Source organism: Bradyrhizobium icense, from assembly GCF_001693385.1.
Lineage (GTDB): Bacteria > Pseudomonadota > Alphaproteobacteria > Rhizobiales > Xanthobacteraceae > Bradyrhizobium > Bradyrhizobium icense.
The window spans coordinates 3,624,877-3,640,810 of the sequence record NZ_CP016428.1 but is presented as its reverse complement, the minus strand read 5'-3'; the positions used below and the strand labels follow the sequence as shown (position 1 = coordinate 3,640,810).

Annotated in this window: 19 protein-coding genes; 6 read left to right on the top strand and 13 right to left on the bottom strand. The window is 60.5% G+C overall.

All coding sequences use genetic code 11. The annotated features are described in order from the left end of the window. Positions 1 to 58: 58 nt before the first annotated feature. Positions 59 to 1,051 carry a Bug family tripartite tricarboxylate transporter substrate binding protein gene (locus LMTR13_RS17075; protein ID WP_065728867.1) on the bottom strand — a complete coding sequence of 331 codons (993 nt, stop codon included), beginning with the start codon at positions 1,049 to 1,051 and terminating at the stop codon, positions 59 to 61. A 223-nt stretch (positions 1,052 to 1,274) separates the two neighbouring features. On the opposite strand from LMTR13_RS17075, the gene LMTR13_RS17070 reads away from it, so the two are divergent. Continuing rightward, on the top strand, positions 1,275 to 2,093 hold the full coding sequence (locus LMTR13_RS17070; protein WP_236843409.1) for a ThuA domain-containing protein: 819 nt from the start codon (positions 1,275 to 1,277) through the stop codon (positions 2,091 to 2,093). A gap of 113 nt (positions 2,094 to 2,206) precedes the next feature. Here the strand turns inward: LMTR13_RS17070 and LMTR13_RS17065 are convergent, their stop codons facing one another. The 3 genes from LMTR13_RS17065 to LMTR13_RS17055 form a co-directional block, all read right to left on the bottom strand. Beyond that, positions 2,207 to 2,794, bottom strand: coding sequence for a GNAT family N-acetyltransferase (locus LMTR13_RS17065; RefSeq protein WP_065728865.1), 588 nt, complete (start codon positions 2,792 to 2,794; stop codon positions 2,207 to 2,209). A gap of 112 nt (positions 2,795 to 2,906) precedes the next feature. Beyond that, complete coding sequence (locus LMTR13_RS17060) at positions 2,907 to 3,626, bottom strand: DUF899 family protein (protein WP_065728864.1); 720 nt, start codon at positions 3,624 to 3,626, stop codon at positions 2,907 to 2,909. 181 nt (positions 3,627 to 3,807) lie between these two features. Then, positions 3,808 to 5,019, bottom strand: a complete 1,212-nt coding sequence (locus LMTR13_RS17055) for an MFS transporter (protein WP_065728863.1) — start codon at positions 5,017 to 5,019, stop codon at positions 3,808 to 3,810. Between the two features lie 46 nt (positions 5,020 to 5,065). Here LMTR13_RS17055 and LMTR13_RS43160 point away from each other — a divergent pair, with 46 nt between their 5' ends. Then, positions 5,066 to 5,191, top strand: coding sequence for a hypothetical protein (locus LMTR13_RS43160; protein ID WP_257784732.1), 126 nt, complete (start codon positions 5,066 to 5,068; stop codon positions 5,189 to 5,191). Between the two features lie 183 nt (positions 5,192 to 5,374). On the opposite strand, the gene rnk is transcribed toward LMTR13_RS43160, so the two are convergent. From rnk to LMTR13_RS17020, 7 genes are all read right to left on the bottom strand, one after another. Continuing rightward, a complete protein-coding gene (rnk, locus tag LMTR13_RS17050) occupies positions 5,375 to 5,788 on the bottom strand; it encodes a nucleoside diphosphate kinase regulator (RefSeq protein WP_065728862.1) in 414 nt (137 codons plus the stop codon). A gap of 16 nt (positions 5,789 to 5,804) precedes the next feature. Then, positions 5,805 to 6,290 carry a GreA/GreB family elongation factor gene (locus tag LMTR13_RS17045; RefSeq protein WP_065728861.1) on the bottom strand — a complete coding sequence of 162 codons (486 nt, stop codon included), beginning with the start codon at positions 6,288 to 6,290 and terminating at the stop codon, positions 5,805 to 5,807. A gap of 256 nt (positions 6,291 to 6,546) precedes the next feature. Continuing rightward, positions 6,547 to 8,169, bottom strand: a complete 1,623-nt coding sequence (locus tag LMTR13_RS17040; protein WP_065728860.1) for an FAD-binding oxidoreductase — start codon at positions 8,167 to 8,169, stop codon at positions 6,547 to 6,549. 20 nt (positions 8,170 to 8,189) lie between these two features. Continuing rightward, the gene (locus tag LMTR13_RS17035; protein ID WP_156795655.1) at positions 8,190 to 8,927 is read right to left on the bottom strand and encodes a protein-L-isoaspartate(D-aspartate) O-methyltransferase; all 738 of its coding nucleotides are present in this window, start codon (positions 8,925 to 8,927) and stop codon (positions 8,190 to 8,192) included. Between the two features lie 156 nt (positions 8,928 to 9,083). Further along, on the bottom strand, positions 9,084 to 9,899 hold the full coding sequence (locus LMTR13_RS17030) for a hypothetical protein (protein WP_065728859.1): 816 nt from the start codon (positions 9,897 to 9,899) through the stop codon (positions 9,084 to 9,086). 221 nt (positions 9,900 to 10,120) lie between these two features. Further along, positions 10,121 to 11,365: a cell division protein FtsZ gene (ftsZ, locus tag LMTR13_RS17025; RefSeq protein WP_065728858.1), complete on the bottom strand. Its 1,245-nt coding sequence runs from the start codon at positions 11,363 to 11,365 to the stop codon at positions 10,121 to 10,123. A 48-nt stretch (positions 11,366 to 11,413) separates the two neighbouring features. After that, positions 11,414 to 11,920 carry a hypothetical protein gene (locus LMTR13_RS17020; RefSeq protein ID WP_065728857.1) on the bottom strand — a complete coding sequence of 169 codons (507 nt, stop codon included), beginning with the start codon at positions 11,918 to 11,920 and terminating at the stop codon, positions 11,414 to 11,416. 240 nt (positions 11,921 to 12,160) lie between these two features. Between LMTR13_RS17020 and LMTR13_RS17015 the strand changes: the two genes are divergently transcribed. Beyond that, complete coding sequence (locus LMTR13_RS17015) at positions 12,161 to 12,370, top strand: hypothetical protein (protein WP_065728856.1); 210 nt, start codon at positions 12,161 to 12,163, stop codon at positions 12,368 to 12,370. A gap of 38 nt (positions 12,371 to 12,408) precedes the next feature. Here LMTR13_RS17015 and LMTR13_RS40825 read toward each other — a convergent pair whose 3' ends face one another. Then, positions 12,409 to 12,798 (bottom strand): hypothetical protein, encoded by a 390-nt coding sequence (locus LMTR13_RS40825; protein WP_156795654.1) that lies wholly within the window; start codon positions 12,796 to 12,798, stop codon positions 12,409 to 12,411. Between the two features lie 520 nt (positions 12,799 to 13,318). Between LMTR13_RS40825 and LMTR13_RS17005 the strand changes: the two genes are divergently transcribed. The 3 genes from LMTR13_RS17005 to LMTR13_RS16995 all read left to right on the top strand — a co-directional run bounded on the left by LMTR13_RS17005 (position 13,319) and on the right by LMTR13_RS16995 (position 15,672). Next, complete coding sequence (locus LMTR13_RS17005) at positions 13,319 to 14,089, top strand: hypothetical protein (protein ID WP_156795653.1); 771 nt, start codon at positions 13,319 to 13,321, stop codon at positions 14,087 to 14,089. A gap of 271 nt (positions 14,090 to 14,360) precedes the next feature. Further along, positions 14,361 to 14,822: a VOC family protein gene (locus LMTR13_RS17000; RefSeq protein WP_065728853.1), complete on the top strand. Its 462-nt coding sequence runs from the start codon at positions 14,361 to 14,363 to the stop codon at positions 14,820 to 14,822. A 262-nt stretch (positions 14,823 to 15,084) separates the two neighbouring features. Then, positions 15,085 to 15,672 (top strand): hypothetical protein, encoded by a 588-nt coding sequence (locus LMTR13_RS16995; protein WP_065728852.1) that lies wholly within the window; start codon positions 15,085 to 15,087, stop codon positions 15,670 to 15,672. Positions 15,673 to 15,750: 78 nt separating this feature from the next. On the opposite strand, the gene LMTR13_RS16990 is transcribed toward LMTR13_RS16995, so the two are convergent. Next, positions 15,751 to 15,933: a hypothetical protein gene (locus LMTR13_RS16990; protein WP_065728851.1), complete on the bottom strand. Its 183-nt coding sequence runs from the start codon at positions 15,931 to 15,933 to the stop codon at positions 15,751 to 15,753. Between the last annotated feature and the right edge of the window lies 1 nt (position 15,934).

Sequence of the window (15,934 nt, the reverse complement as noted above, 5' to 3'; positions counted from 1 at the left end):
CTCCGCGGGTAGTGGTGGGCACGGCGCAATGCGCCTTTGCCCACCCGACATCCTTCGCTTACGCCGGCTCAAGGCCGAGGGCCTGCGCGCTCTCGATCCAGGTCGGCAATTCGCGCTGATACAAGGCATTGCTTTCCTTGAAGCCGAGCGCCGGGTCCAGCACGAAGGTGCTGAGAACTTCCTTCACCTTGGGATCGTTGTTGGCGGCCACGCAGAGTTCCGAAAGCCGGTCGACGATCGGCTGGGGCGTCGCCTTCGGCACCGCCCAGCCCGTGAAGCCGCTGATGGTGAAGAACTTCGATGTCGCGCCCTGTTCGGGAAGGGTCTTGACGTTCGGGATCGCGCTCACCTTCTTCGAATGCACCGCGAACACGACGCCTTTGTCGCCCTGCAGGACGGCCTGCGCCGCCGTGTAGCTGCCCATCGCGACATCGAGCGTGCCGTCCAACAGCCCCGTCCACATCGGCGCTTCGCCTCGGTAATGGATCGGCTCGATCTTGAGGCCGTACTGCTTGTTGAGTTCGTTGATGGTCATGTGCGGGGCCGAGCCGGCGCTATAGGTGCCGAAGTTCACCTGGCCCTTCTTGCGCGCGAACGCGACGAAATCGTCCAGCGTCTTGACGCCGGACGCCAGGCTCGCGACCAGCAGCAGCCCGGCGCCCGGGATGATGCTGACGAGCGTCAGGTCTCTGTCCATGTCGTAACCGGGGTTCTTCATCATGATCCGGTTCATCACGTAGGTCGTCGAGATGGAGCACAGGATGGTGTGGCCATCGGGCGCGGCGCGTGCGACTTCCGCCGCGCCGATCGAGCCGGAGGCGCCCGCCTTGTTTTCGATAAAGACGGTCTGCCCTACCTGCCTGGAGATAAAATCGCCGAAGGCGCGCGCCAGGAGGTCGGTCTGCCCGCCCGCCGGGTAGCTGCAGACCATGCGGATATTTCGCGACGGCCAGGCGGCTTGCGCGGAGGCGCCGCGCGCGAGGAAAGGCGTCGCGGCGGCGGCCGTACCGGCGGCGATGAAGTGACGGCGGGTGATGATTCTCACTGGCATGTTCGCTCCCTGATTTTCAACGAGCGTAGCGCATCGTCCCGTCCCTGCCATAGCCGCAAGGCGGGACAGATTGGCGCACTCGAAGTTTGGGCTTTCGCAGGCGGGCCGACCCGAAGGAAGGCATTCGCGATTGCTATTTTCCGAGCGGCGAAAATATGGATAGCGTCCGCTGGCCATGGGCGTTGCATTGGACGGCAGGAAGTAGCGATGCCCCGGGGGGCCAGTGCCGCCGATCCGTGCTAAGCTTCTTTCAACACATTGCTGGTGGGGTTTAGCGGAGGGGATTGTGCGGCGACGTGATTTCATCGCGCTCCTCGGCGGCGCGGCGGCCATCCGGCCACTCGGCGCGCATGCGGAAGCCCCGCGAAAGCGCGTCCTCTATTTCACGCACTCGGCCGGCTACCGGCATGATGTCATACCGCTTTCCAAGGCCATCCTGACCCGGCTCGGAAGCGATTCGGGCGTCTTCGAAGTCGCGGCAACGGAAGACACGTCTGAATTCTCCGCCGACAACCTTGGGCGCTACGCCGCGGTGATGTTCTACACGTCAGGAGAACTGCCGATGAGCGAGGCGCAAAAGAACGCTCTTCTCGACTTCGTGCGCTCGGGCCGCGGATTCCTCGGTGTTCATTCGGCGACGGACACATTCTACACCTGGCCGGACTATCTCGACCTCGTCGGCGGCTACTTCAATGGTCATCCCTGGCATCAGAGCGTGACCATCGAGGTGGTCGATCCCAGCGATCCTCTGGTGGCTTTTCTCGGGAATTCGTTGCAGGTCGAGGACGAGATCTACCAGATCAGCGACTTCGACTACCGTCGCTCACGCGTGCTCCTGCGCCTCGACCCAAGCTCGGTGGACCTTGGCAAGGCCGGCGTGCATCAACGATTCTATGGTTGGCCTCTCGCATGGACGCGATTCTACGGCGAAGGACGCGTGTTCTATACGGCACTAGGCCACGAGCCGTCAGTTTGGCAGGACGCCCGCTACCAGCGTCTCCTCACCAGCGCTATCCTCTGGTCAATGCGAAGGTCGCTGTAGACTAGCAGGCCGCGTAGCGCTTCGCGCGCGTTGGCAAAGGGTGGCCGTCGGAGCGTACATCCTGCCCGCACGTGTCGCGTTCCAACTTCAAGGGTTTCGGTCAACTCGAACGTTCAGGATGCGGGCCGCAGCATCGGCGTCACCACCGGAGAAGAGCCGCTTTGGATCCTGCCGACAATCTTGAAGCCATGGCGTTCATAGAGCGAAATGTTACGCGGGTTCGAGCTTTCGAGGTAGGCCGCGATGCCCTCCTCGTCGCATCGGCGAAGCGCATGTTTCATCAGCAACGTGCCAAGCCCCTGCCCGATCCAGGTCGGATCGGCGGCGATAAGAGGCAGATACCAATGCGGCTCAAGCGGATGATGTTCGGCCATTCCTTTCATGATGGCCCCGATATCCCCGGCGATCTCCGGGCGCAGGGACTCCTCCATGATTGCGTCCATTTCTGCTTCGTCCGGCTCGACGCCCGGTGGCAACCATAAGGCGGCGGCGCGGGCCCCTTCAGTGACGTAGGCTGTGCCATACTCGAAAGCACGGCCGCCGAAAGCGTTGACGAACCGAGGCATTATTCTGAGGTATTCGGACGGATCGGACCAAGCCCAACGCGCCATCGGGTCGGCCGCAAAGCCGAGCACAATGGTGCTGATCGCGTTTGCTCGGTCGTTTGCGTCCGCGGATTTGACTTCCGGTGCCGCCGACATCGTGTCGCTCCCTTGATCACTCGCCGTCAATGTAGGTAAGCCGACGTTCTTTTTCCAGCGCATGAGCTTGAGTGTGACGGCACAAAGTTCCGCTGGTCACAGGGGCCGAAGATCAATCGTAGTTTACCTTGGGAAAAAAGTCTCCGCGGCCTTCGGGGGTCATATCGAGCAGACCCCACAAGGGGTCGACCTGATCCCCGGCGCGATGATGTTGATTGGGTTCGGTTGGTGCGAAGCTCATCTCTGAACCCCAGAAGTGACGAATTGCTCCGCCATTCTTCTTGAATACGTTGAAGATCGTTTCGTCCCAGTTCTCGCCGTCCGGAACGCGATGCTGTGCACGCAAGCCCTTGGGAAACTTCGACGTGTCACCAAAATAATCCGCGTCGTAGCTATTGCCCGCCGTAGACACCAGCGGCAGATGATCCCAGCCGCGCTCGTGAGCCCACGCGGTGAGACGCGCGATTGAGGATTTCGCGATGATGTAAAGTGCAGCTCGCTGGCCGATGTGCCTTGCCGCGCCATCGAGCCCATCGAGCAGGTGCGTACAGCCGGGACATGGCAGCTCCCGCTCGGGTCCATACATGAAGCTGTACAGAATGAGCGTGTCATGCGGGCCGAACAGCTCAGACATCCTGACCTTCTCAGGCGCCGCATTCTTGCCGATCCGCTCGAATACATAGTCTTCCGGTACTTCGCCGCCGAGCGGCAAGGCGCGGCGCTTGGCTGCAACAGCTTCAATATGGGCACGAAGCGCGATCTCGTCGTCTAGAAGCGCGTTTCTGGCAGCGCGATACTCGGCGGTTTCGTTCGGGTAGCGCAGATGCTCCATGGCTTCCCTCCGGGTTGAAGGTCTGTGAATCCCTGCGAATAAACTCATCCGTGAGTAGCGAGTTCCCTATTGCACCCGCTTTGCCGCAATACACCAACGCGCGGCACAAATGGCGACCTTCGAAGTCAGTCCTTTGCGTTACCTCTGATCAATGAATGGCTGCTGTTGGCGCCAATAGGAGTCATTTCCGCAATGCTATGGCGCTGGCCAACGCCAGCGCCCCGCCAAAGGCTAAAGTGCAAAAGGCCAGACCCCACGACACAGTAGCGGGTGCCATGTCGAGTGCCATGCCGAACGCAATGGGTGACACGGAACCCGCGCCAACGCCCAAGATTGATCGCAAGCCAAGTGCCCGGCCCAGTTGCGATGCAGGCACTGCCTCGGTCATGGCTGAGGAAAGCACCGATGAGTCGCCAATGATCGCGAAGCCGTAGATCCAAACCAGAGCAAGCAATAGCGCAGCGTTGAGCTCACTCAGCCAGCCCATGACGAGGGAACAGGCGGCGCCGACCAGTGCAAACGTCACCAGAACCGGCTTAGCGCCAAAGTGATCGGCTGCGTAACCCGACAGGAAGGAGCCGAAGAAGCCCGAGACGTGGAGCGTGACCGCTGTCCAGACGCCAACCTCGATGCCGGTCATTCGACCTTGGGATAGCAACGACGCTGTCAGAAAAGCAGGGATCCATGCCCACGCTCCCAACAGCTCCCACGTATGGCCAATGTATCCGAGAGTGAGAAGACGGGCCTGGCGCTTCCAAGACCGATCGTACGACGTCTTGACCAGGTCCATTTGCGCGACCTGATCGCGTGCGTTTCGCGTAGCGGCAATGCTGAGCGCCGAGCCGACAACCGCGACGCCAGCCGTAACGGCGAACGACAGTCGATAGTCCGCGACTGCGAGCATGGCGTTTGCAATAAGAATGGACGCTACGTAGCCGGCTGACATGCCGGCGAGAATCCATCCGACAGCCGAAGCCCTCCGATTCGGCGGTGCACTGGTCGAAGCGAGCATGATGGCGGGCGTGTAAGTGGCACCCTGGGCCAGCCCCAAAAGCGTCATGCATACAAGTGCGCTCTCGAAAGATCGTGCGAACGCTGCAAAGAGGAAAGCTGAAACGGCGCAGGAGATAGCCGCCCAGGCGAACACACTTTTTGCGCCGAACCTGTCACACAGAAAGGAGACGACGAGCAAGGAGACGGCAAACGAAGCTGTGAATGCCCCCTGAACCAAACCGGCCCGGGTTGCTGTCATTTGCCAAGCGTCCATGAGCCAACTCAGACACGCGGGATAAGTCATGAATACCGCGGTCGTGCATGCCCGAGCCAGGACAAGCAACGGCATGTTTACGGAAGATGGCGGTCCCGGCGGGAACCGTTCGAGTTCGTAGGTCATGGATGCTTAAAGCCGAACAGCACGGTCAGGATCAATTGCGAGTTTCGTGGCCCTAATCACGGCCAACGGCGTGATGATGGGTGATCGTGCCGCCCGCCTCGATCAGCGCATCGCTGGCCGCATTCTTGATTGCCTGCCACTGTTCCAGCAGAGCACCGTGGCGGCCGAGTGAAGCAGGTGGCGGTGGAAGGTGGCCCCAGCTCAATCATAGACCGAGAGGGGCCACCTTGGAGGTTGGGCCTTCAAGCATTGAAGACGGTCGCAAGATAGAACACGGCAGCCAAAACGACAGTCATACCGATGACTGTCAAGGCGGCCTGTTTAGTTGAAACGTCGCGCATATCAAACGCCTCCTTCAATCGGACACGCCTAGCACTCTCAAAGAGCGCTTGTTGTGGCCCGGCGTTTGAAACTCGATAGCCTGGCCAACCGACAGGCCGATCAACGCAGCTCCAACCGGCGTAAGAACCGAGACGCGCTTTAGCGTTATGTCCGCTTCGTGCGGATATACCAACACCACGTCGCGGACTTCACCGGTCTTGTCATCGCAGTACCGGACCTGCGAACCCATCCGGACCACGCCGCGCAGATCGGAATTGTCCGCCACCACGCTTGCACGCTCCATCTCCTGTGCAAGGAAATGGGCCACGCGAGGGAAGAGCACCGCGCTCGAACTGGCCAGGGCGTTCAGACGCCTGGCCTCATCCTCCATCACCGTGATGGGCGGCAACACGATTTCAGGCTTGCTCTTGCGATTGGTCTTGCTCATTACCTGCTCTCCTTTCCTAAGCGGCTGATGGTCCTGGATCATCGTCATCAAAGAGCTTTTGGCCCTGGACCACCGGATTGCTAAACAGAGCCCTGACAACATCATTCGGATCACCTCGACTGACGCGTTCGATCCTGACCACGTTGGTGCGCCCAGCGGTGAAGAAGGGGATTTCGCTTCCGACCTTCAGCCCCACCAACGCTGCGCCAAACGGTGACGTCACGGGGATCTGGGTTCGCTCGGACGTGTAGTCTTCGGGGTAAACCAGTTGCCTCGTCTCGCGAGGGAAGCCCAAGTTGATCCAGAACGTCACCCACGAACCCATGGTGACGATGTTGTCCAATCTGGCTGCGCGATCAGGGACGATTTCCGCACGGTTGATCTCACTCAACAGAAAGCGTGCGTCCAAGTCGCCTTGATCTGCGCCCACCCGCGCGAGCCGTTCCAAGCGGCGATGGTCAGACGCCGGAAGAGTGATGTCCGGGATAGAGGGGTTGTTCACGACATGCCTCCTTGCTTGGGCTCCCCTCGCGGGAGAGCCTCACACCAAAGCTGTTTGATGAAGGAAGGGAGTATCCGGACGGCACAACTACCGTCCGGCTAAGCTCCTGCTTGGAGGCGTCCGGCGTGCAAGCAACGTCGCGCGGTGCGCGGATCGATGTCGAGGACGTGGATCATGTCGTGGCGACCATAGGACCTTCCGCCGAGCCCTGTACCGCGACCAAAGAGCGCACTCCTTATTGCCGCGCCGATCAGCCTTACGGATCGATAAGCACTCCGGGGTTGAGCATGCCTTGCGGATCGAGTTCTCTTTTTGCCGCCCGAAGCGCGGCCGCGAAGAGCTCCGGACGCTGACGATCGTACCAGGGACGATGATCACGGCCAACGGCGTGATGATGCGTGATCGTCCCGCCTGCCTCGATCAGCGCATCGCTGGCCGCATTCTTGATTGCCTGCCACTGTTCCAGCAGAGCACCGTGGCGGCCGAGCGCATGGAAAGAAAAATAGGGCGCGGGCCCGTCAGGATAGACATGGGTGAAGCGGCATGTAACCTCGCCTTTTACGCCCGTCGCCTCAAGGATCGCATCCTCTGTCGCCGCCTTCACCTTGTCGTGGAAGCTTTCGAACCGATCCCAGGTGATTGCGGTCTCGAAGGTGTCGTTGATGATGCCGGCCGGGGTCAGAAACTCGCGCGCATAGGGCATACGAATGAATGCGTTACGCCAGATTCCTGCCGCGCCTTCGAGATGTGAATCGCCGGCCTTTGCCGCCTCCGGTGTCCCGCCATGGTCGGCGCAGCATTCGAGCGCGCGTGCCATCCAGGCATCCGGCGAATGGTCGCCCGATTCAAAGCCGAGCACCATGATCGCGACGCTGCCGTCGGCCGCCCCGGTGTTGAACGCCTCTTGCGCGTCAAGGATGCGGCAGTTCGATGGATAGAGGCCGGCCTGTGCGATCGCGCGCAGCGCGCGGGCCGCACCGAAGAACGAGTGAAAACGAACCGATGCGCCGGCACGGAATTTCGGACGTGGCTGCAATCGCATCCAGGCGCGCGAAATCACCCCGAGCGTTCCTTCCGAGCCTATGAACATGCGGTCGGGACTCGGCCCAGCACCTGATCCCGGCAAGCGACGCGTTTCCAATGTGCCGCGCGGCGTCACGACGCGCAGGCTTTCAACGAAATCGTCGATATGCGTGTAGAGACTGGCGAAATGACCGCCCGACCGCGTCGCGATCCAGCCGCCAAGGGTTGAATACTCGAAACTCTGGGGAAAATGACGCAACGTGAGGCCATGCGGCTTAAGCTGGTTCTCCAGAGACGGACCAAAGGCACCGCCTTCGATCAGTGCGGCGCGCGATATCTGATCCACCTCGACGACCTTGCCGAGATTGCGTAAGTCCAGTGTGACGGCCGCCTTGTAGCTGATACCGTCAACGCGCGGCTCGACACCACCGCAGACGCTCGTCCCGCCCCCGAACGGCGTCAGCGACGCGCTGACGCCGCCGGCCCAGTCCATGACAGCGGCAATCTCTGCTTCGTTCCTTGGATAGCCAACCACGTCGGGCGCGCTATCGTAATCGCCGAGCATGGCTCGCACGTAGTCCGGATAGGATTTGCCGTAGGCGTGCGCGGCGCGGTCGTATCGGTCGCTCGTGCAAATAGCGGCAAGTGAGGCCGGTGGCGCCACGCGCGGCGCGCGCAATGTCAGGTCCTCCAGACGCGGGACGACTTTTGTCTCAAATGCATCGCGCGCAAATTTTTCGCTGTAGCGGCCGAGCACAAAGGCCCGCTCCTCGGTAGTCATGCCTTCGTCTTCGCGGCCCCAGCCGTAATGTTTTAGCCTTGCACCGCTCACGGCCTCCTCCCTGCTATTTTCCATCTGAGCCACCGTACCGGCTCTTACTCTTTTGAACGCGTAAAGGGCACAAAGCGCACGAGGGCAACGGCGCGCGACGTCGTCTTGTCAGGGGCGGTTTTCTCAACGACCGTGAGCTGCTGACTGGTGTAGGCCGATCCCACCGGCATGACGAGCCTGCCACCCACCTTGAGCTGCTCGATCAGCGGTGGCGGTACCTGGCCCAGTGCCGCGGTTACGACGATGGCGTCGAAAGGACCGCATTCGGGCCAGCCTGCATAGCCGTCGCCCAGCCTGACGCTCACGTTTTCATACGCGAGGCCGCGCAGTGTTTTCGTGGCGGTCTCGGCCAATGACGGGATGATCTCGATGGTACAGACCTTCCGCGCCAGATGCGCAAGGATGGCGGCCTGATAGCCCGAGCCCGTACCGACCTCGAGCACGACATGATCGGGCGCGACCTCTGCCAACTCCGTCATCAAGGCCACGATGAACGGTTGCGATATGGTCTGGCCGTGGCCGATCGAAACCGGCTTGTTCGCATAGGCGATGGAGCAAGACCGCTCGGGGATGAACAGATGGCGTTTCGTTCGCCCGATGGCCTCAAGGACTCTCTCCGACGGGCCCTGCCGCCCCAAAACACTGGCGTCGGAGCGGGCGTAGGTCCGGATGGTTTCCACCATGGCGGCGCGTTCGCGGTCGCATTGTGGTTCCTGTGCTGTCGCCTCCCGCGCGACGACAACCATGGACAGAACGAGCAGCAGCAGGATCTTCATGATCATGCGGCCATCCAAAATCGAAGGCACCGTCCGCTATCTAGGATCGAAGCCCTGGTGGAACAAGTCGTTCCTTGGGCAGAGTGAACACACTCCGCCCGACTTCCCACTGTCGGGTTGCCCCTCTCCCGGCAAAGACAAGCCTTCTGCCAACGCCGAAAGTTATTGTTGTCCGGACTGCAACTGCATTGGCGCTCGCGCTTGCGCTCTGGCTTGTGTCGGTGGAAGCGTCGGCGCGGGCTTACGCGAAGGCGCAGCGGCGAGCGGCGCTGGCGGATTAGGTGATGTCGCCGCAGATGTTCCGGGCCGCGGCTTCTGCGCTGCGGCGGTGGCGATCAAGCGCGCCATTTGCTCCTGGTTTGCCTTGAGCTGCTCGGCGGTGCTGGCATTTTCGCGGACCAATCCTTCCTGGCCAGCCTTGAGCTGTTCGATCTCCTGCTGCATGTTGGCAAGATCGCGCGCCATCGTTTCGAGCAACTGTGTCACCTCGGGAGGGATCGGGGCGGCTGCCGCATCTTGCGCTACAGTCTGAGCCGGCAATTGCGAAACCGCTGCATCCGCCGCAGCCACCTGAACGGCAGGCTCGCTCTGCTGGGCGGCGAGCTTGGGTGTTTCCGATGGCAACGAGGAAGCCGGAGCCAGTTGCGGTACCCACGGAGCGATCATCAGCCTCGCCGCCTCGCCATAGGATTGCGAAGCGAAAGCAGCGAGGCAAATACCCGCTGTCAACAGCAGGCCGATAAAGCCGCGCAGCGCCGGCCTGCCGCGTGATGGCCGACGAACCCCGTTTACGGGCTTCTTCTCCAGCCTGGAAATCTGTTCATTGACGAGCGCGAGCTGTTCATCCGCGCGAGCGATCTTTTCATAAGCATGCGCCAGCCGTTCATCGGCGCGCGCGACCAGCTCGACGTCTTGCGTGGACAGTCCCGGATTGCCATCGCGTGGATCGGTTTGCCTGGTATTTACCGCGGTATCCATGAGCGCCTCCTGCCCGGTTTGCGATCACCTGAATCGACGGTCGTCGAATTCTGGACACTTCCTCCCGCCGTTTTGACCAAAGCAAGGCTGGAGAATGGAAAGTGTGGGACCGATTCTAGGCAAAACCCTTCAGCCATCGCCTTGGGGGCCTCGACGACGGACCTGTTGAAGTCGCGGTGCGGCGGTCTGCCCACCTTGAAGCGGGTTGGCGCTTACGCCAGTCAGTTGCCCTTGCCGCCCAGAAATGCCGGGATATCCAGAACCTGTTCCTCGATCGGGTTGCGCGCGGGTGAGGCGCGGCCGTACGGATCGAGGCGCTGCGGCGCCACGTGCCGTGCCTGTTCGACGATCGGCGGCCGTCCTTCGAGGTGGCGTGCCGGAATCAGCGAAGGCGGACTGGCGAATTGCGGCGGCGGTACGCTGCGCTCGGCGATGCGGCGCCGGTCGTTGCTCAGCCTGCCGGCGAGGTCCGTGAGCAGGCCTTCCGCGGCTTGCGTCTGGCCTGCCACGTCGAGATTATCGATGCCGGTCGCTACCACCGAGACGCGGACGATGCCTTCGAGGCTGGCATCGAAGGTCGCGCCGACGATGATGTTGGCGTCCGGATCGGCCTCGTCGCGAATGCGGGTGGCGGCTTCGTCGACCTCGAACAGCGTCAGGTCGCGGCCGCCGGTGATGGAAACGATGAGGCCGCTGGCGCGCTTGATCGAGGGATTCTCGATCAACGGGTTGGAAATCGCAGCTACCGCAGCGTTCAGCACGCGCTTCTGGCCGGAAGCCTCGCCCCTGCCCATCATGGCCTTGCCCTTCTCGCGCATCACCGAGAGAACGTCGGCAAAATCGAGATTGATCAGGCCTTCCTTGACGATGAGGTCGCTGATGCAGGCCACGCCCGAATAGAGCACCTGATCGGCGATCGCGAACGCATCGGCAAAGGAGGTCTTCTCGTTGGCCACCCGGAACAGGTTCTGGTTCGGGATGATCAGGAGCGTGTCGACCGCCTTCAACAGTTCCGCAATGCCGGCTTCGGCATAGCGCATGCGGCGCTGGCCTTCGAACTGGAACGGCTTGGTGACGACGCCGATGGTGAGAATGCCGAGCTCGCGCGCAATCCTGGCGATGACGGGCGCGGCCCCCGTGCCGGTGCCGCCGCCCATGCCGGCGGTGATGAACACCATATGCGCGCCGGTCAGATGGTCGCGGATCTCGTCGGTCGTCTCTTCCGCTGCGGCACGCCCCACGTCGGGCTGCGCGCCGGCGCCAAGGCCTCCGGTCACCTGCGTGCCCATCTGGATGACGCGCCTGGCTTTCGAACTGGTGAGCGCCTGGGCGTCGGTATTGGCGACGATGAACTCGACGCCTTCAAGCCCCGCGTCGATCATGTTGTTGACGGCATTGCCGCCGGCACCGCCCACCCCGAACACGATAATGCGCGCCCTCAACTCGCGAATATCAGTGCCACCCATTTTTGCCCCACGGTTGCTCCGCCAAACCGCGGAATAGGAAGAGATTTGTTACCCACGAGCAGCCTTGCGGTCTGCTTCCACCAAGCTCGCAGCCAGATGCCCCACCCGGCGTGCAGAATGTCCGTGATTCTCGTTCGAACTGCTAGTTCGGAGAGCGGTCCGCAGAGCTGCCACCTCCCCCTCGAGCCGCGCCGTTGCCTCCCCGGCGGCTTTGGTCTCGGCCGTCGCCTGTAGCAGCTCAGCGATCAGGCGATCGGCGCGCTCGCGTTCGTGCTCGAAGTCCGCGCGGTGACCGGCGGCCCTGGCCTCCAGCCGCGCGACCTCGGCCTGCAGCGTCGCGATGACTGCCCTCAACTGAGCGGCCTCGCCCGCCCGGTGACCGCCCGGTGGGTGTGGCGTATGCCTGACTTCGGCGAGATCGACGCTCACCAGGGCTTTCCCATCATCGGAAAGCGAACGCGGCAATCGGAGCCGCCTGGCGAGCGAGCGGGCGGCCGCGGCCGAGATGTTCAGGCGCGCGCCCAGGGCTGCGTAGGTCAGAATCTCAACGGACATCGGCTGTTCTCCTCGAACGAACCGCGCTGGAATCGTCTGATGATGACCGGATAGTCCCCCTAAGTTAGGGGGATCATGGTTAACAAACAGTTAAAGGACAGCCGGGTGCCGACTTCAGCGTGCCGCGGCCGCCACTTTGCCCGGCCGGGTGGTGACCCCCACCGAGATTGGGATGGTGCAAGCTGTGCGGGATCAACGGGTTGCTGTATACTCCGATATCGCGGCTGAGGCGCGATAGAAATGGATGACGAACAGCTTGCTGACTTGCACAAATTCCTGGCCGAGTACCACCGAAGACTCGCCAAGGAAGCGGTCCTCGACGTCGTACAGCAATATCACTCCGACCTTGCGCAACGGCTCGCCGACGAAGCCGCGCTGATCCCAAGGCGAAAGGCAATCGCCCAGCGGCTGCGCGAGGGCGAGCAGCGCATAAGGGACGAAGAGGAGTGAACGATAGCCGTTTCGTAGGCGGCAGACAAAACAGCCAGCTATCCCTCTGTCGCTGGGCTAGGTACCCTCGCATGGGTGCGAGACTTGATCTTGTTAACGAGATCATCAACGTTAGCTTTTGTTGAGAAGTGGGACCAAAAGGAAAAACCGGCTATTGTAACGGCAATAGCGAATGCAAAAGCGCCACTGAGCTGAGCGGCAGCTAACGCTTTGCTTGCGGAGACCTCTGAAACGATAGTGATGAAGTTCTGCAGAAAACCCAACGAGGCACCGCTTGCGGCGAGCGCAACATCGAATGACTTGTCCTTCCCACCCCTTGAAAGAGCCATTAGTTGGTCATCGCTTATCCAGTGGTCAATAACCTGCGTTTCGTGTGTGACGAAATGGGTTGGCGGCGCAGCAGTTGAAATGCCCCCCTCTACAGTCACGATTCGCCTCCATCTTCCTTGAGGCCCATTATGACTGCGTTCAAAAACTGAGTATTTCCGCAATTTCCGCAGATCAACGGAACGAGAGGGTAGAGCGACCCGCCACCCAGCATCACTGACGCGCCCTGCAGTCGCACTGGAGCGACAATGTACTCGCCGACAACCCACTTTACCGCGCCACAGACTGCACACCCCTTTGCCGGGGTCCCGCCCTTAGAAAACACCCAATCTGCAACGAACTGGCGCTGCTTCTGGGTCAGTTTTTTGCTCTTCCGGCGCCTTTGCATCTTCCGCCATATTGTGCCCTCCCTGCTTGGCTGGGATAAAGCACTGGCAGAGGAGCTCAATCAATCCCGGTGTTTGGTTTTTTCTTTATCGGGCGGCGTTTAGTTTTCGCATCGCGTTTCTTTTTTTAAGGCGCGTGGGGCGTCTTGAGCGCGCCGCGCAATGCTGCCTCAAAGCGGGCTTGGGCTTCTTTCTCGCCGTACTTGTCATCTTTCTCTTTGTTCATGGAGAACTCATGTCGCGAAACAGGGGCAAAAAAACCAGAGAGAAACGCGATCTCTTAACACGCGAACTTTCCCTCGAAGAACGAAGCGCCATGCTCGACGCTTTGCTCAAACCACCCATTGCCATTTCATATGGCATCATTGGCGCGTTAACCGTCGAGCATGAATTGGAATTGTTGATCAAGTCCCGCCTGCGCAAGATATCGCAAAAAGAATGGGAGGCGATACTCTCGGACAAGGAAGGCCCCTTAGGTTCTTTCGACCGAAAGATAAAGTTCGCGAATTATCTCGGCCTCTTAGATGAGCAAATCCGAGCCAACCTGGACATCATCCGGAATGTTCGGAACAGGTTTGCTCATACTAAGCGGCTGATTAGCTTCGATCATTCCATCATCGCAGATGAATTGGCGAAAATGGCATTCCCAAGAGGCCAAAAGCGGAAACTTGCTCCAACCGCTTCCTTCGACCCCCAATGGAAATACATATCGCTCTGCCTCCATTCCGTTGGAATAATGAGCAAGAAGAGGCATGGCGCGCGAACGGCAGCCCACAAAGCTTGGATGAGGCGACATAACGCAAAGAACCAGAATTTCGGGGGCATTCTCGGCTTGCTGAATAAGCCCAGCGTCAGTCTGAAGAATTTAGCGCTTCCAGAATCCACTCCGCTACTTCTGCACTCAAAAAAGGCGTCCAGTCCCACAACTCCAACTCCGCTTGGATTATGGGCAGGGCTATTTGGGGACGAAGCTGACAACCCCTACAAACCGGGGCAGAAAAAATAACCTCTGGCGCGCCAGCATCCAGTGCCGAAGCACTGTCCGCGCTTGCCGAACTACCTTTGGGGGCCTGTGGTCAAAGTATATAATCCCCCTTGCCGAGCTAGCTTCGCCAGTTAGGGGAACTTGGCAGCGGAACACGTTGACGCGACCACGAGTGCGCGGACCGCAGCCGCCACACTTTGCTCAAAGACTGGATCGAACATCGCGGGCAAAACAATAAGCGGGCTGGGCCGTCCTGCATGGATTTAAATCCATCAAACCAGAGGAGACAGCCATGGCAACACAGGTAAAGCCGGTTCCCAAGGGATTTCACACCGTCACGCCTTATCTCGTCGTCGATGGGGCGGAGAAGGTCATTCGCTTCATGAAGGAGGCCTTCGGAGCCGAACCAGTATTCGAGCCGATGATGCGGCCCGACGGCAAGGTCATGCATGCGGAGTTCAAAATCGGAGATTCCATCGTGATGATTTCCGACTCCTCGGAGCGTGCACAACCGACATCCACCATGCTGTATCTCTACGTGCCCAACGTCGACGCAGTTTATCAGAAGGCGCTTAAGGCCGGCGCAACATCGTTGATGGAGCCCGCGGATCAATTTTATGGCGACCGCAGCGGCGGCGTGAAGGACCCGGCCGGCAATAGCTGGCACATCGGCACCCACATCGAGGACGTATCGCCGACTGAACTCAAGAAGCGCGCGACGGAGTTCATGAAGCAGCAGCACAAGGCGGCGTAGGCGGAGCTCGTAAGCTTCGTCAGAACTCGTAGGGCGGATCAGCGTTAGCGTAATCCGCCAATCTGCCAGTCACGTAGGCGGCGGGTAACGGCTCCGCCCAACCCGCCCCACGCACTATTGGCCCGGGGGTTGAGTTCAGGAGGAGAGGCAAGATGCGCTGCGGCAGGCGGCAGCCGCACTTGGGTTTTCCGGCGGTGGCTGGAATGATTTGGCCTCTAATTCGGCTGGATCGCTGCGCCGGCATGCTAGACAATAGAGCCCTATGTCCAGGTGGCTCAAAAAGCTTCTGTTCGGGATTTGGGGTGTTCTGCTCGTCCCGCTGATCGCGCCTGCCGTCAAAAAATGGTTGGAGGAAAACATCTTCTCCGATCCTGAGGGTATGGCCACAGCGGCCTTTCGTGACGCGATGGCCACGCCCGTTTTCAGTTACTTCCTGGCGCTGGGCCAACAGCCCTGGTTCAAACTCGCGCTGGTCTTCCTGACCGGAATTGTCGCCGGCGTCTCGCTGGAATGGCTGAGCCGGAGGTCGGACGAGAAGAAAGCCTCCGAGCTGCGCAGCCTCGGCTGGAAGTTTCGCAGTCTTTCAGAGAGCATCAGGACTCGGACCGCGTCGTCAGGGTGGCCGGACAGTGTGCCTGATCTCAAGCCTGCACTGCTGTCTGTATTGAGCTCAGCCAGGAAATTCGAACTGTGGGTCCCGAACGAGCACGTGTACCAGTTGCCGGATGCGTCATTCCTTTGCGAATACCTCAGATGCGTCGGCAGGCTTCTGGAGGATGGCGATTTTAGCGAAGCCAGGAGGGAAGCGCTCTCCTGGCGGCCATTTCTCGAAAAGGGGGCGCGGTCCTGAGTTTTCGAACTGTTCGTTAGCGCAGCGTAACGTACCAAACTCTCAACGCGCGGTTGGTTCGGCCGGTGGGTTGCTGCGCTAATCACCCCACCGCCACTGAGCTTTCTCCGGTTTTGGCAGTATTTTGCCAATCACGTGATCTAATACGCGTTCAAGCTCAAGATGGACCCGTAAGACTGTGCCAACATCATCTGGCGTATCCATCGCCCGTACCAGTCGATCGATGTCAATATGGAAATCGAACTCGATGTCGGCCGGCATT

Bases quoted from the DNA above. Each gene is read 5' to 3' on its own strand.
- LMTR13_RS17075 (WP_065728867.1), bottom strand. From the start codon at position 1,051: ATGCCAGTGAGAATCATCACCCGCCGTCACTTCATCGCCGCCGGTACG.
- LMTR13_RS17065 (WP_065728865.1), bottom strand. From the start codon at position 2,794: ATGTCGGCGGCACCGGAAGTCAAATCCGCGGACGCAAACGACCGAGCA.
- LMTR13_RS17060 (WP_065728864.1), bottom strand. From the start codon at position 3,626: ATGGAGCATCTGCGCTACCCGAACGAAACCGCCGAGTATCGCGCTGCC.
- LMTR13_RS17055 (WP_065728863.1), bottom strand. From the start codon at position 5,019: ATGACCTACGAACTCGAACGGTTCCCGCCGGGACCGCCATCTTCCGTA.
- rnk (WP_065728862.1), bottom strand. From the start codon at position 5,788: ATGAGCAAGACCAATCGCAAGAGCAAGCCTGAAATCGTGTTGCCGCCC.
- LMTR13_RS17040 (WP_065728860.1), bottom strand. From the start codon at position 8,169: ATGGAAAATAGCAGGGAGGAGGCCGTGAGCGGTGCAAGGCTAAAACAT.
- LMTR13_RS17035 (WP_156795655.1), bottom strand. From the start codon at position 8,927: ATGATCATGAAGATCCTGCTGCTGCTCGTTCTGTCCATGGTTGTCGTC.
- LMTR13_RS17030 (WP_065728859.1), bottom strand. From the start codon at position 9,899: ATGGATACCGCGGTAAATACCAGGCAAACCGATCCACGCGATGGCAAT.
- ftsZ (WP_065728858.1), bottom strand. From the start codon at position 11,365: ATGGGTGGCACTGATATTCGCGAGTTGAGGGCGCGCATTATCGTGTTC.
- LMTR13_RS17020 (WP_065728857.1), bottom strand. From the start codon at position 11,920: ATGTCCGTTGAGATTCTGACCTACGCAGCCCTGGGCGCGCGCCTGAAC.
- LMTR13_RS17015 (WP_065728856.1), top strand. From the start codon at position 12,161: ATGGATGACGAACAGCTTGCTGACTTGCACAAATTCCTGGCCGAGTAC.
- LMTR13_RS17005 (WP_156795653.1), top strand. From the start codon at position 13,319: ATGTCGCGAAACAGGGGCAAAAAAACCAGAGAGAAACGCGATCTCTTA.
- LMTR13_RS17000 (WP_065728853.1), top strand. From the start codon at position 14,361: ATGGCAACACAGGTAAAGCCGGTTCCCAAGGGATTTCACACCGTCACG.
- LMTR13_RS16995 (WP_065728852.1), top strand. From the start codon at position 15,085: ATGTCCAGGTGGCTCAAAAAGCTTCTGTTCGGGATTTGGGGTGTTCTG.
- LMTR13_RS16990 (WP_065728851.1), bottom strand. From the start codon at position 15,933: ATGCCGGCCGACATCGAGTTCGATTTCCATATTGACATCGATCGACTG.